This window comes from Tenuifilum thalassicum (assembly GCF_013265555.1).
GTDB classification, from domain to species: domain Bacteria; phylum Bacteroidota; class Bacteroidia; order Bacteroidales; family Tenuifilaceae; genus Tenuifilum; species Tenuifilum thalassicum.
Genome location: NZ_CP041345.1, coordinates 53,046 through 67,101 on the forward strand (window position 1 = coordinate 53,046; position 14,056 = coordinate 67,101).

Genomic DNA, 14,056 nt, shown 5'->3' on the forward strand with positions numbered 1-14,056 from the left:
AAATCATTAAAGTTTTTAACTATGGGATATCTATTTACATCGGAAAGCGTATCGGAGGGACATCCCGATAAGATTGCCGATCAAATTTCAGATGCATTACTTGACGAGTTTCTACGCCGCGATCCGGACTCGAAAGTGGCATGCGAAACATTAGTTACTACCGGTTTAGTTGTAATGAGCGGTGAGGTTAAAACCAAAGCTTATGTCGATGTTCAGGAAGTTGCCCGTCGTGTAATTCGCCGAATAGGTTATACTAAGCATGAGCTACGTTTCGATGCTGAATCGTGTGGGGTTATCTCTACCATACACGAGCAATCGCCCGATATAAATCGAGGTGTAGAACGTGGTGATGAGCTAAATCAGGGTGCTGGCGACCAGGGTATGATGTTTGGCTACGCATGCAACGAGACCGACGATTATATGCCCTTGGCTCTTGTTTTATCGCATGTGTTACTAATGGAGCTGGCTAAAATTCGTAGGGAGGGTAAGGAAATGACCTACCTTCGCCCCGATTCCAAATCGCAGGTTACCATTGAGTACGACGATAATAATCAACCTGTAAGGGTTCATACCATTGTGGTTTCAACTCAGCACGACGAGTTCGATTCCGACGATGAGCGCATGCTTAAAAAGATTAAGGAGGATGTTAGGAATATCTTAATACCAAGAGCGAAAGCTCGTTTCCCAGAGCGTGTTCAAAAACTATTTACAGACGACTATATCCTGCATGTTAACCCAACAGGAAAATTTGTAATAGGTGGACCGCATGGCGATACCGGTTTAACTGGTCGTAAAATTATTGTCGACACCTATGGTGGTAAGGGAGCCCACGGCGGTGGTGCTTTTTCGGGCAAGGATTCAAGTAAGGTTGACCGCTCTGCAGCTTACGCTGCACGCCATATTGCCAAAAATATGGTTGCAGCTGGCATTGCCGATGAGGTTCTTATTCAGGTTGCCTATGCAATTGGAGTGGCCGAGCCTGTTGGCCTTTACGTGAATACCTATGGTACTTCGCATGTAAATCTTTCCGATGGTGAGATAGCTCAAAAAATCAGTATGATTTTCGATATGCGACCCGGCGCCATTGTTAAGCGTTTAGGTTTGAAGAATCCTATCTTTGAGGAAACAGCCGCTTATGGTCATTTTGGTCGCGACTACTACAAGCGCGAGGTTAAGTTTATCCTAAATGGCAATTGTGAGGCTGAGAAAATTGTTAAAAAAGAGGTTGAGTTCTTTACCTGGGAAAAGCTCGACTATGTTGATATCCTGAAAAAAGAGTTCAACTTATAATACTTTTGATTTACTTTTAAGCTGCCTTACTGCAAATGATAGTGAGGCAGTTTTTTTATCACCTAAAGGGATAAAAAAGATTTTTCTTTTACTTTTACAAAAAATTATCTGTTATGATTGGATTTATCACCTGGAACATCGATCCTGAAATTTTTAGGTTAGGACCATTATCAATAAGATATTATGGGTTGATGTGGGCATTAGCCTTTTATGTGGGATACATCATTTTTAGTAGATTTCTTAAAAAGGAAAAATTACCACAGGAATTTCTCGATTCGCTTACCATGTATATGATTGTGGGCACGGTGATAGGTGCCCGATTGGGTCATTGCCTTTTCTACGAGCCCCAATACTATTTGAGCAACCCCTTGGAGATACTTAAAATATGGCATGGTGGGCTTGCAAGTCATGGTGCAGCAATTGGTATTCTAATATCGCTTTACCTTTTTGCTCGGAAGCAAAATGTCCCAATGGTTTACGTTTTAGATAGGGTGGTAATAACCGTTGCAATTGGCGGGGCTTTTATCCGATTAGGAAATCTGATGAACTCTGAGATTTATGGTGTTGAAACCACTCTACCTTGGGGGTTCATTTTTGAGCGCAATGGTGAGATTCTGCCTAAACATCCAACTCAGCTTTACGAGGCTTTATCGTATGCTATCATTTTCTTTATCCTTTATCGAATCTACAGAAAAGCCGATGGAAAGCTTCGCGATGGTTTTGTATTCGGAATCTTCCTGATACTTCTTTTTGGTGCTCGTTTCCTTATTGAGTACGTTAAAGAACCTCAGGTTGAGTTTGAGAAAACAATGATGCTTAACATGGGACAATGGCTTAGCATTCCATTTATACTGGCTGGTATCGGTTTTATAGTTTACTCCTATCTTAAACCAAATATTTATATTCCCTCGGAAGTTAAACCAGTTAAGAATCAGGCCAAAAAGTAAAGGGTTGAGGTTGTGTACTATTTTTGAACATAATTTAGAAAAAACACTTTATGTTGATTTGAAAATACAAAGCAAATAAGGATATAGGGAGATGGTCTTTTTTAGACCATTTTCTTTTTCTGACAGCTTTGAAATAATAATTAAAGTTATTAGTAGTTTTTTTGATACATAAAACAAATAGGGATTATGTATGTTTTCCTGTTCGTTTTTTCTAACTTTATCAAAATAATTTAAAACTATGAGGAGAATTCATTTTGCCATACTTTTAGCATCCACTTCTTTCATCATTGCTGGATGCGCAAACAAAAAGGAGAAAGCTTCTAAACCCATTATAATGGTTAGCATACAGCCGTTAAAGTATTTTGTTGATAGAATAGCCGATTCAACCATTCAGGTAAAGGTGATGGTACCACCGGGTAGTAGCCCGGAGATGTTTGAACCAACGCCACGGCAAATGGCAGAGCTATCCCAGGCAAAGGCATACTTTGCCATTGGCCTACTCGATTTTGAAATGGGTATGCAACAAAAGCTTGCCGATAATGCACAGTTTAAATATGTAAACCTTTCGCAGGGAGTTGATCTTATTAAAGGTGAATGCCATCATGAGCATGGCGATGAGGATGCAGAAGGTCATCACCATGCTGTTGACCCACACATTTGGATGTCAACAGTAAATGCTAAAGTTATGGCTAACAGCATTGTCAAAAACCTCACAATGCTCTTTCCAGATAAAGAAAAGGTATTCTCAGAAAATCTTAGCTCATTCCTCCAAGAGATTGATTCCATTGACCAAGCTATTAGGAGCATTGTTGAAAAATCTGGGCGTAAATCGTTCATCATTTATCATCCAGCTCTAAGCTACTTTGCACGTGATTTTGGACTGACTCAGCTCAGCATTGAGCATGAAGGGAAAAGCCCATCGGCTAAGGGTGTAATGGAGGTGGTGGAGCATTGTCGTAACGAGGGAATAACTACCATTCTTTCTCAAAGCCAATTCGACACGCATAACTCTCAAACCATTGCCAATGAAATTGGTGGAACGGTTATAAAAGTTGACCCACTTCAAGAGAATTGGGCTAATAGTATGATTCATATTGCTAATGCAATTGCAGGTAATAGGAAATAAATGAAAGAAGAACCTAAAAAGCTGATAGAGATAAAGAACGTAACCGCTGGTTATGGTAATAACATTGTTTTACGCGATGTTAGCCTTTCCATATACAGCAACGATTTTATAGGGATTATTGGCCCCAATGGGGGAGGCAAAACAACTCTAATAAAATTACTTGTTGGGCAGCTAAAGCCATTAAGTGGTAATATTGTTTTTCATACCAAAGGGAATGGTTCGCTAATTGGCTATCTGCCGCAAGCTAGTCAAATTGATAAGAACTTTCCAATTTCAGTGATGGAGGTGATACTCTCTGGACTTTTAGAAAAAAAAGGGATTTTTGGAAATTACAGTCGCAATCAAAAGAGTGCAGCCGTAGAGCTAATGAAGCAAGTTGGGATAGATCACCTTAAGAATAAAAGTATTGGTCAACTCTCAGGTGGGCAACTACAACGCGTTCTACTTTGCAGGGCATTAATATCGGAACCTCAGGTGCTCATCCTTGATGAGCCCAACACCTATGTCGATAACAAATTTGAGGGGGAGCTTTACGAGATGCTTCGTAAGCTAAACGACAGGATGGCCATTGTGATGGTATCGCACGATTTGGGCACAATTACTTCATACGTTAAAACCATTGCCTGCGTTAATGGTACGCTGTTTTATCATCAGTCGAACCAAATTACCAACGAGCAGCTTGCATCATATAATTGTCCCATTCAAATCATTGCTCACGGACCAGTCCCACATACGGTTTTAGTTGACCATGACAATCAACATACCCATAACCATCAACATTAATTTGGTATTTTATGTTTGAGGCAATTAACCAGTTTTTTCAGTATACGTTTATCCAAAATGCTTTCATGGCAGCTATTCTGCTGTCAATAATTACCGGATTAATTGGCTCATACATTGTGGTAAGGCGTGTGGTGTTTTTGAGTGGAGGTATTACTCATGCTTCGTTTGGCGGAATTGGAATTGCCTGGTACTTTGGACTTAATCCCATTCTTGGGGCGGCAGTTTTTTCCGTACTATCGGCCTTAGGCCTTGTGTACCTATCGCAAGGTAAGACTCTACGCGAAGATTCTGCTATTGGAATGTTATGGTCCTTTGGTATGGCTATAGGAATCCTTTTTATTTTCCTTACGCCCGGTTATGCACCTAACCTTATGTCGTTCCTGTTTGGAAGCATTCTTACCATTTCTACAACCGATATACTACTCCTTCTCATCCTTTCCTTACTAATCATTGCCTTTTTTATGGCGTTCTACTATCCGATACTATTTGTGGCTTTCGATAGCGATTTTGCTAAAACCCAAAATGTTCCCGTTAAACTTATTGGTTACTCATTGGCCGTGCTTATTGCTCTTTCCATTGTTTTCTCCATAAGAGCGGTTGGCATCATTTTAATAATATCGCTGCTAACCATTCCCGCAAATATCGCCAATGCTATAACCAATCGGTTTAAATCTATCATTCTTTTATCAACCATTATTAGCTTTATATCAATAGCTATTGGAATTGTTGTTTCATTCAGGCTCAATGTGCCATCGGGTGCAACCATAATAATTATCCTAATGGCTTTTTATTTAATAGTTTCACTATATGCAAAAACCACAACAAAGCTAAATGATGAAGTCGGTATGGGATAATATTAAAATCAAGCTATCGAACGCATTGAATTCCAAGGATGATAAAGAATACCTTGCCAATCTTGTTGAAAGATTGGAGTGCTTAAAAGCAGAAAACAAATGTGTTCCTTTTACCATAAATAGTGTAAAAGAAAAAGGGTTTGTAGTTAAAGTTGGGGGATTATTTGCCTATGTTTCATTCTTCCATATGCCTTGGAAATATAACTCTGTTGAATTCTGGAAACCGGTTTCTAAACATTTGATAGGAAAAAAATTCTATTGTAATATATATAGTATTCAGAAAGAGCCTTTATCTATACTGGTTAATGCCGAATGTCACCACTTTAGGCAAATAAATCTTGTTGAAAATTCAGAATATTTGGGAATAGTAATGAATAAGGCAAAATATGGAATTTTTATTGATATTGGCTATCATTTTAATTGGGAATATGGTTCCTTTGTCGGTTTGATGCATATATCAAATTTTTCAGTAAGTGAATATGAACAAATTGGTGTAGGAGACATAGTAAATACCATTTTTTATGGTTATACGGAAGATAGGAAAATAATTTTAGGAAATAGTTCAATTCAAAAAGAATGGCTAACGGGTGAATTGGAAAATTTAGTTGGAACGATTCAGGAGGTTAAAATGAAAATTACTGAGAATGGGAAAAGAGCGTTTTATGTGAAAGAAAAATTCAAAACCACCATCCCAATTAGTAAGATTTATTATCCTGGATGTAAATCGAAGGCAAAAAAATTGATATATAGCTTGAATGATAACGATGTAATACAATGTGAGATTTTAAAGATTAATAAAAGAAAGAAAATGTTTGTTTCTAAGCTATTATTGGAGTAATAGTATGGCAATAAAACAAAGTTGAAAGTAATTGCTGGGTAAAATAAAAATATAGGGAGGGTGATAGTTTTAGTAAAAGTAAATTAACATTGGTGAATATTGATAAAAACAGAAGAGAATTACAAAGAACCCATTAGCTTACATACCTTTCGCATAGTATGTTCAGCTCTTTTATTCGGGGACAAAGGAAAATCGCTATAAATTTTTTAATTAAATAGTTGATATTTTTTGTAACCTGCTGCCATTTTTTTGCATCTCATTGTTGAAACCAAAAATTAAAAGTTATGGATGTAAACGTTTTGGCACTATTCATTCCAATAATTTCGATATTGGTAACAGGTGCAGCAGTAATTTACTACTTATGGGCGCAAAATAAGGAACGCCTTGCTATGATTGAAAAAGGGGTTGACCCCTCAAAGTTTATTCGTAACCGTCCTGTAAATCACAACTCGGTTGCAAAATGGGGGCTTTTCCTCATTGGTGTTGCTCTTGGGATTTTGGTTGGTGCAATTCTTCAGCAATATACCAGGCTCGATGAGAGTGCCCTGATGTTTGCCTCAATTCTATTATTCGGAGGGTTAGGCCTTTTGTCATACTACATTACCATTGGCCGTAAGAACGAGAACAAGCAGGAGTAACTTTTTCTAAGGGCTATGGATATAAACGATTTTAACCAAATATTCAAACGGTTTCAGAACATGGTTTACACCATAGCCCTTAGGTGTACCAAAAACCACGACGATGCCCTTGAGATTGCCCAGGACGTTTTTCTTACCGTCTACCAAAAATATGACGATTTCAGAGGCGATAGCAAGCTCTCAACCTGGATTTATCGCATAGCGGTTAACAAATCTTTAATGCATGTAAGGGGCCGAAAGTATTTTTCCGATTTGAACGACCTCCCCAATGAGGATTACGATTTTAGTACCATTGAAAATGCCATTGAGCAGCTAAAAGAGCAGGATCGGAAACTATTTGTTGGCAAAGCCTTAAGTAGGCTTGAACCAGGGTATAGCGTGCCGCTTACGTTGTACTATTTTGAGGATTTATCGGTTGATGAAATTGCCGAAATTGAACAGCTCTCGGTTTCAAACGTAAAGGTCAGGCTTCATCGTGGGCGGGCATTACTTTATGCCGAGCTAGAAAAAATGCTTAAATTTGAAACTAAAAGCTTACTGTTATGATAACCAATGAGCAAGAGTCCATTAAAAAGATAATGGAATATTCGGTTGAGGATGCTCCTGCTGAGCTGAAACAAATGGTAATGAGTAGAGTAGAGCAGGAGGTTGATTATTCGCCACGGGCAGTAGGCTATTCTTGGATTATTCCTCTTATTGCTATACTTGTTTTTTCCCTGGTAATTGCTGGTTTTATGCTTTTAGATGGGGAACAGGTAAAAAATTCGGCAATTGTTAGAAGCATCATGAACATGGTTTATAGCCCTCTACCATGGATTCTGATATCCTCATTAGGGTTATTCCTAGCTCTTGATTCTGTGATACCAGACCTTATAAACTACTTTTTTGGTAATCGGATTCAAGGAGCCGACAAACAGTCCTTATAGCCTTACCGCACGCTAGGGCAAAAAGACCTGCTTCTTTTGACTTTTCAACCTGTTCAGGGTTGTTCAAATCGATACCAAGTATTTTTGAGCAGTTAGCTGAGCCCAAGTCGGTGTTGCATTTATCCATAAACTCGCTTACCAAATCTGTAGCCATTTGTTTTCCGTCAATATCATCACGATTCTTATTACCAAACCTTAGGCCGATTATCATAGCACCAGCATTAATTGCACCGCAAACATGCTGTTTATGGCCAATTCCGCCTCCCAAGCCTGAGCCTAGCTGCAAGCATAGCTCTTCGGATAGCCCCTCCTCCTTGGCAAATGCTAAAAGTATGGACTGGGCGCAGTTTGCCCCATTCTCAAAATTATAGATAGCAAGCGATTCTTTTGATTCCATGGTAGCAATATTTATTGTTGATTTCGTAAATATAAACCATTTTATATGAAAATAGAGAATACCACCTAAGGTAGCGTAATGCGATCTAGTTTACTAAAACGATAATGGGTTAGTTGGTGTGCTTGTTTGGACCGATAAATTATTAATACTAATGGTGAGTATAAACATAATAGGCGATTATGTGCTTCAAAACCATCAAAACTAGATGAAATTGAAGCGCGATACAACTGTAAAATTTACTATCGACACATCAAATATCCATATAGAACTCTGTGATTCTCTGTGCCCTCTGTGGTTATAATTCAATTTTTAAAGTTAATAAAAGCATAAATTATTATAATTCATTCAATTACTTAAATATTGATTAAGATAAATGATGTATTGTTTAGCAAAAAATAGTTCTTTGTCGCCTTTTTTTTGCGCATCGGCTAGGATCATATTCCCGTATTTGGTAGCAATTTGTTCTAGTTCCAAACAACGAAAACCTGAATAATTTTTAAATGTTTGCAATAAACTGTAGCGGTATTTAACCCCCTATCTTATTATTATCATTTTGACATAGAACCAATATTTATTAACTTTATACATAGCTAAGAGTTCATTCAATTGATGTTTAGGTATGGGAAAAATCAAATTTGATGAGGTAATAAAATTATTCAGCACGTATAATGACAGGTTTTTGGTTCACCATTTATTGGAATATGCAGAGCTAAAAGAAAAGGTTGAACGTGCAAATGAACAATCCTTCTACTTTCAGATGGGTCTTGAAAACCATAAAAAAAGACTTAGAGTCATGAAATTGACATTTGAGAAGACCCGAAGGTATTTTAATCACAGCACACTCGATGATTTGATTTCAAAATCGGCTTCGATAAAAGAAACTATGGAAATAAAGAAGGCGGGCGAGTTTAATATGATTTCAAGGATTAGTTACTATTTCCTGAAATCCGATTTTCTGTATCACAAACAACTTATAAAATTAAAGAGTAAAACTTCAGAATTACAATCCATTGACTACTATTTAGAACATCCCGAAGAGCTTTTGAAAATTATCGAGTAGGTCATCAATTTTTTGTCATAGAAAAATCTCTTATAAAAAGAGCGGATAATTAATACTTTCTTTTTTTAAATCATATATGGCCATATGATTTATAACATTTTCCTATTCCGTTTGTTATAGTAATTTTGACAAACTTTAAAAAATTGAACCCATGAACTTTGACCTTATAGTAATAGGAAGTGGTCCTGGAGGATATGTTGCAGCTATCAGGGCAAGTCAGCTAGGAATGAATGTAGCCGTGGTTGAAAAGGAGAACCTTGGCGGTATCTGCTTGAACTGGGGCTGTATTCCTACTAAGGCATTACTAAAGAGTGCACAGGTTTACGAGTATGCCTCGCATGCAGCCGAATACGGTGTGGTTGCAACCGATGTAAAGCCCGATTTTGAGAAGATGATTTCCCGCAGCCGTGGTGTTGCCGATGCCATGAGCAAGGGCATTCAGTTCCTTTTCAAGAAGAACAAGATTACTGTAATTGAAGGTTTCGGCAAGTTAAAAGATAACCATACCGTTACCGTAAGCGCAGCCGATGGCGCTCAAACCGATTATACGGCAAAACATATTATTCTTGCCACTGGAGCACGTTCGCGTGAGCTACCCAACCTCAAACAGGATGGGGTTAAGGTTATTGGCTACCGTCAGGCGCTAACACTTCCCAAGCAACCTGCCTCAATGGTGGTTGTTGGTTCAGGCGCAATCGGTAGTGAATTTGCTTACTTCTACAATGCCATAGGAACAAAGGTGACACTGGTTGAGTACATGCCCAACATCGTTCCGCTTGAAGATGAGGAGGTGAGTAAAACACTGGAACGTGCCTTTAAGAAGGCTGGGATCACAGTAAAAACACAAGCATCGGTTGAGTCGGTTGATACTTCGGGTGAGCTTTGCAAGGTTACCATTCAAACCAAAAAGGGAACCGAGGAGGTGGAAGCCGAAGTGGTACTATCCGCTGTGGGAATCACACCCAATCTTGAGGGTATCGGAATAGAAGAGCTAGGAATTGAGCTGGAAAAGGGGAAAGTAAAGGTTGATGAGTTCTATCGAACTAACGTTGAGGGTGTTTGTGCCATTGGCGATATTGTTCCTGGTCCGGCTTTGGCCCACGCAGCTTCGGCCGAGGGTATAGTTTGTGTTGAAAAGATTGCCGGCCTTGACCCTCAACCTGTAAATTACAAGAATATTCCTGGTTGTACCTATACCACCCCCGAGGTATCGAGTGTAGGTATGAGCGAAAAAGCAGCAGTTGAAGCTGGTTACGAAATCAAGGTGGGTAAATTCCCATTTACAGCTTCGGGCAAGGCAACCGCCGCAGGAAATCGCGATGGTTTTGTTAAGCTTATTTTTGATGCCAAGTACGGGGAGCTTCTTGGAGCGCACATGGTAGGAGGCAATGTTACCGAAATGATTGCAGAACTTGTAGTTGCACGAAACCTTGAAACTACAGGACACGAGCTGATAAAGAGCATTCATCCTCATCCAACCATGAGCGAGGCAATCATGGAAGCAGCTGCCGCTGCATATGGCGAGGCCATTCACATATAATGTAAAGTATCAAACTATAGAATAAAGAAAGACCGCCCATCGAGGCGGTTTTTTATTACGAGAATCTTCGCTTATTTTCCATAAACGTTTTATGCCTTTGTGACTTCCTCGATTTTAACAAAAAGTAAATTACGGGCCCTAGAATAGGAGGGAAAAAGGCTAGCACAACAATTATTGGTGCTTTTTCTGTTTTAAGACTTCGTAAAACATCAATAAAAGTAAATAGGTGCAATCCGATAACAAGGACATACCCAACCAGTTGAATATCAATATTCCACATAGCAAAAATTTTAGATAGATAATTTATTGTAAAGTTACAAAAAGAATTTGAGGAAGTTAAAGGAATGATTCGGAATGTCTCGGAAATAATCGGGAGCCTTTGTAATGCCGAGCGTAGTAGAGGCATCTCTTCCTGAAGAATATGAGGAAGTTAAAAGAAGTTAGAGGAATTTAAAGGAATGACTCGGAAGATTTGATTGACCATATTTGTTTTCACCCCTGTTTGACTCTGTGCATTTCTCTGCGTATCTCTGTGGTATAATAAATAAAATGCAGATAATCCAAACTAACATTTTATCGTTTAACGTTTAACGAAATCCGCCTTTTAACCTTATCCTTTATCCTTTGATTTTTATCCTTTATCCTTTAACCATGTATTGTCATGCTGAGCTTGTCGAAGCATCTCTTCCTGAAGAATTTGAGGAAGTTAAAAGAAGTTAGAGGAATTTAAAGGAATGACTCGGAACGATTCGGAATTAATCGGAAAAAATCGGAAGTTCAAGTGACAATTCTTGAATCTTGAATCTGAAATCTTGAATTATTGTCATGCTGAGCTTGTCGAAGCATCTCTTCTTGAGGAATATGAGGAAAGTAAACGAAGTTAGAAGAAGTTAGATGAATGATACGGAATGAGTCGGAAATATTCTGAAGGAATCGGAAATTCATTCGACAATTTTTGAATCTTGAATCCGTCTTAGCCGGACAATTCTGAAATCTTGAATAATTGTCATGCTGAGCCTGTCGAAGCCACTTTTTTCCAAAGAATATGAGGAAGTAAAAGGATTTTAGAGGAATTTAAAGGAATGACTCGGAACGATTCGAAAATATTCGGGATGAATCGGAAGATTTGATTGACCATATTTGTTTTCACCCCTGTTTGCCTCTGTGCATTTCTCTGTGTATCTCTGTGGTATAATAAATAAAATGCAGATAATCCAAACTAACATCATATCGTTTAACTTTTAACAACTAACTATTAACCATTAACGCTTAATGTTTAACGCCTTCTAACCGTCTTCGCCAGATAAGTATGAAATCTTGAATTATTGTCATGCCAAGCGTAGTCGAGGCATCTCTTCTTGAAGAATATGAGGATGTTAGAGGAACAAATCGGAAATATTCGGAATGATTTCGAAGGTCAGCATGTGGCATCCTAATTAGCAAATTTGTCCTATAGTTCCTAGCTAGTCATTTAATATTATCCAGCCAATAAGGGGTAAGGATTCGGTAATAGACTTACATCACCTTCTGAAAAAGTTACTAACATTTTTGGAAAATAACTTCATGGGAGCTGTTTATAAACCCTTTTAAAAACATTATCACATAAAATCAACTTACACTATCTTTACAAAAAAATTGAGGAGTAGCTTTGGGAATGATAGACCAGCATACCGTTGATAGAATAATTGCTGCAGCCGATATTGTTGAGGTTGTAAAGGAGTATGTTACTCTTCGTAGGAGCGGAACAAACTATTTAGGACTATGTCCCTTCCACAACGAAAAAACGCCTTCGTTCAGCGTTAGCCAATCGAAAGGGATATTTAAGTGCTTTGGCTGTGGCAAGGGTGGCAATGTGGTGAATTTTATCATGGAACATGAGAGGCTAAACTATGTTGAGGCCCTCAAGTTCCTTGCTAAGAAGTATAACATTGAGGTAGAGGAAAAGGAGGTTACACCAGAGGAGCTGCAAAAGCGCAATGAGCGGGAGAGTTTAATGGTAATAAACTCCTATGCTCAGCGCTACTTTACCGATATGCTTCATAAACATTCCGATGGCAAAACCATCGCCATGGCCTACTTTCGCGAACGGGGTTTAAAGGATCACATTATAGAGAAATTTCAGCTTGGCTACTGCCTCGACCAGCGCGATGCTTTTACTCAAAGCGCCCTACGCGATGGGTATAACCTCGATTACCTAGTAAAAACTGGGCTTACCATCAGGCGCGAAGATGGTACAATCTTCGATAGGTTTGCCGGAAGGGTTATGTTTCCTATTCATAGCATTAGCGGAAGGGTGATTGGTTTTGGCGGAAGAACTTTAAAAACCGATAAAAAGGTTGCCAAATACCTGAACAGCCCCGAGAGTGAGGTGTACCATAAAAGCGAGATTCTATATGGCATTTTTCATGCCAAAAAGGCAATAACACAGGAGAATAAATGCTTTTTGGTTGAAGGTTATACCGATGTAATATCTCTTCATCAGGCTGGAATTGAGAATGTGGTGGCAAGTTCGGGAACCTCGCTCACGCAGGATCAGATAAAGCTAATAAAACGATTCACCCCAAACGTTACCGTACTATACGATGGCGATGCTGCCGGGATTAAGGCTTCGTTAAGGGGAATCGATATGATTTTAGAAGAGGGGCTTAACGTTAAGGTGGTTCTTATGCCCGAAGGTGAAGACCCCGATAGTTTTGCACGCACACACAGCGCTTCGGAGGTACTTGAGTACATCAAAGAAAACGAAACCGATTTCATCAAGTTTAAAACCCGCTTGCTACTCGATGATTCAAAAAACGATCCCATAAAGCAAGCAGGGCTAATTACCGATATCGTACGTTCCATAAGCGCTATACCCGAACAGGTTACACGCGCGGTTTACATTAAGGAGTGTTCACGATTACTGGATATAGGCGAGGAGGTTCTTTACTCTGAGGTTGGGAAAATCCGAAGAAAACGTATGGAGCAGCTACTCCAACGTGAACGAAACCAACCCGTTAAGGAACATGAAACCCCCAAAATCCCTTCTTACGTTAAAGGCATAATATGCGAGGAGCAGGAGCGTGAAATCGTAAAATATCTATTAACATACGGGAATCAAGTACTCTTTACCCATGTAGATGAGGAAACCGAGGAGGAAATAACTATTACCGTTGCACAATACATTATTGAAGAGATTCTTAACGATGATCTTGAATTCCAAAATCTAACCTACAAGAAACTTTTTGATGAATATATCAGGCTAATGGAAATACACTCCGAGGTTGATAATAGACACTTTATTAACCACATGGATCCTGAAGTAAGCCAGCTTGCTGTTGACTTGCTCACAGAGAAGTATGTTCTTAGCCGGATTTGGGAAAAGAATAATGCTGAAGTTGCTGAGGCTCCAAATTTTCTAGAAGACGCCATACCCAAAGCAATTCAGGTTTATAAAAGCAAAGTTCTTAAAATGGCTATCAATAATTTGAACGAAGAGTTGCAAAACCTAAAACCCGATCAGGTTGAAGAAACAAATCATATTCTTTTTAAGCTAAGGGAGCTTTACGCACTAATAAATAACATGTCGAAAGATTTGGATAGGGTAGTGTTATGATTTTCATTATAACTTAGCCTCAGCTCTGTTTTGAGTTTAATATCCTTATTGGATTTATTGAA

At 38.8% G+C, this 14,056-nt stretch carries 14 protein-coding genes; 12 read left to right on the forward strand and 2 right to left on the reverse strand.

Going from position 1 to position 14,056, the window contains the following annotated elements:
• Positions 1-21: 21 nt before the first annotated feature.
• From metK to FHG85_RS00300, 9 genes are all read left to right on the forward strand, one after another.
• Positions 22-1,290 (forward strand): methionine adenosyltransferase, encoded by a 1,269-nt coding sequence (gene metK / locus FHG85_RS00260; RefSeq protein WP_173072281.1) that lies wholly within the window; start codon positions 22-24, stop codon positions 1,288-1,290.
• A gap of 113 nt (positions 1,291-1,403) precedes the next feature.
• Positions 1,404-2,237: a prolipoprotein diacylglyceryl transferase gene (gene lgt / locus FHG85_RS00265; RefSeq protein ID WP_173072282.1), complete on the forward strand. Its 834-nt coding sequence runs from the start codon at positions 1,404-1,406 to the stop codon at positions 2,235-2,237.
• A gap of 238 nt (positions 2,238-2,475) precedes the next feature.
• Positions 2,476-3,363, forward strand: a complete 888-nt coding sequence (locus tag FHG85_RS00270; RefSeq protein ID WP_173072283.1) for a metal ABC transporter solute-binding protein, Zn/Mn family — start codon at positions 2,476-2,478, stop codon at positions 3,361-3,363.
• Positions 3,364-4,146, forward strand: a complete 783-nt coding sequence (locus FHG85_RS00275; protein WP_173072284.1) for a metal ABC transporter ATP-binding protein — start codon at positions 3,364-3,366, stop codon at positions 4,144-4,146.
• Between the two features lie 11 nt (positions 4,147-4,157).
• Positions 4,158-5,000, forward strand: a complete 843-nt coding sequence (locus tag FHG85_RS00280) for a metal ABC transporter permease (protein ID WP_173072285.1) — start codon at positions 4,158-4,160, stop codon at positions 4,998-5,000.
• Positions 4,978-5,838: a hypothetical protein gene (locus FHG85_RS00285; protein ID WP_173072286.1), complete on the forward strand. Its 861-nt coding sequence runs from the start codon at positions 4,978-4,980 to the stop codon at positions 5,836-5,838. Before FHG85_RS00280 ends, FHG85_RS00285 begins: the two co-directional genes overlap by 23 nt.
• Positions 5,839-6,122: 284 nt before the next feature.
• Entirely contained in the window at positions 6,123-6,476 is a 354-nt protein-coding gene (locus FHG85_RS00290; protein WP_173072287.1) for a DUF6249 domain-containing protein, read from the forward strand.
• A 15-nt stretch (positions 6,477-6,491) separates the two neighbouring features.
• Positions 6,492-7,022, forward strand: coding sequence for an RNA polymerase sigma factor (locus FHG85_RS00295; protein ID WP_173072288.1), 531 nt, complete (start codon positions 6,492-6,494; stop codon positions 7,020-7,022).
• Positions 7,019-7,402, forward strand: coding sequence for a hypothetical protein (locus tag FHG85_RS00300; RefSeq protein WP_173072289.1), 384 nt, complete (start codon positions 7,019-7,021; stop codon positions 7,400-7,402). Before FHG85_RS00295 ends, FHG85_RS00300 begins: the two co-directional genes overlap by 4 nt.
• On the opposite strand, the gene FHG85_RS00305 is transcribed toward FHG85_RS00300, so the two are convergent.
• Positions 7,347-7,799, reverse strand: coding sequence for a C-GCAxxG-C-C family protein (locus FHG85_RS00305; protein WP_173072290.1), 453 nt, complete (start codon positions 7,797-7,799; stop codon positions 7,347-7,349). The genes FHG85_RS00300 and FHG85_RS00305 overlap by 56 nt on opposite strands.
• A gap of 619 nt (positions 7,800-8,418) precedes the next feature.
• Between FHG85_RS00305 and FHG85_RS00310 the strand changes: the two genes are divergently transcribed.
• Positions 8,419-8,859, forward strand: a complete 441-nt coding sequence (locus FHG85_RS00310) for a hypothetical protein (protein ID WP_173072291.1) — start codon at positions 8,419-8,421, stop codon at positions 8,857-8,859.
• Positions 8,860-9,010: 151 nt separating this feature from the next.
• On the forward strand, positions 9,011-10,399 hold the full coding sequence (gene lpdA, locus FHG85_RS00315) for a dihydrolipoyl dehydrogenase (RefSeq protein ID WP_173072292.1): 1,389 nt from the start codon (positions 9,011-9,013) through the stop codon (positions 10,397-10,399).
• Positions 10,400-11,176: 777 nt separating this feature from the next.
• Here the strand turns inward: lpdA and FHG85_RS00320 are convergent.
• The gene (locus FHG85_RS00320; protein WP_173072293.1) at positions 11,177-11,344 is read right to left on the reverse strand and encodes a hypothetical protein; all 168 of its coding nucleotides are present in this window, start codon (positions 11,342-11,344) and stop codon (positions 11,177-11,179) included.
• A gap of 709 nt (positions 11,345-12,053) precedes the next feature.
• Between FHG85_RS00320 and dnaG the strand changes: the two genes are divergently transcribed.
• Complete coding sequence (dnaG, locus tag FHG85_RS00325) at positions 12,054-13,994, forward strand: DNA primase (protein ID WP_173076689.1); 1,941 nt, start codon at positions 12,054-12,056, stop codon at positions 13,992-13,994.
• Positions 13,995-14,056: the final 62 nt, after the last annotated feature.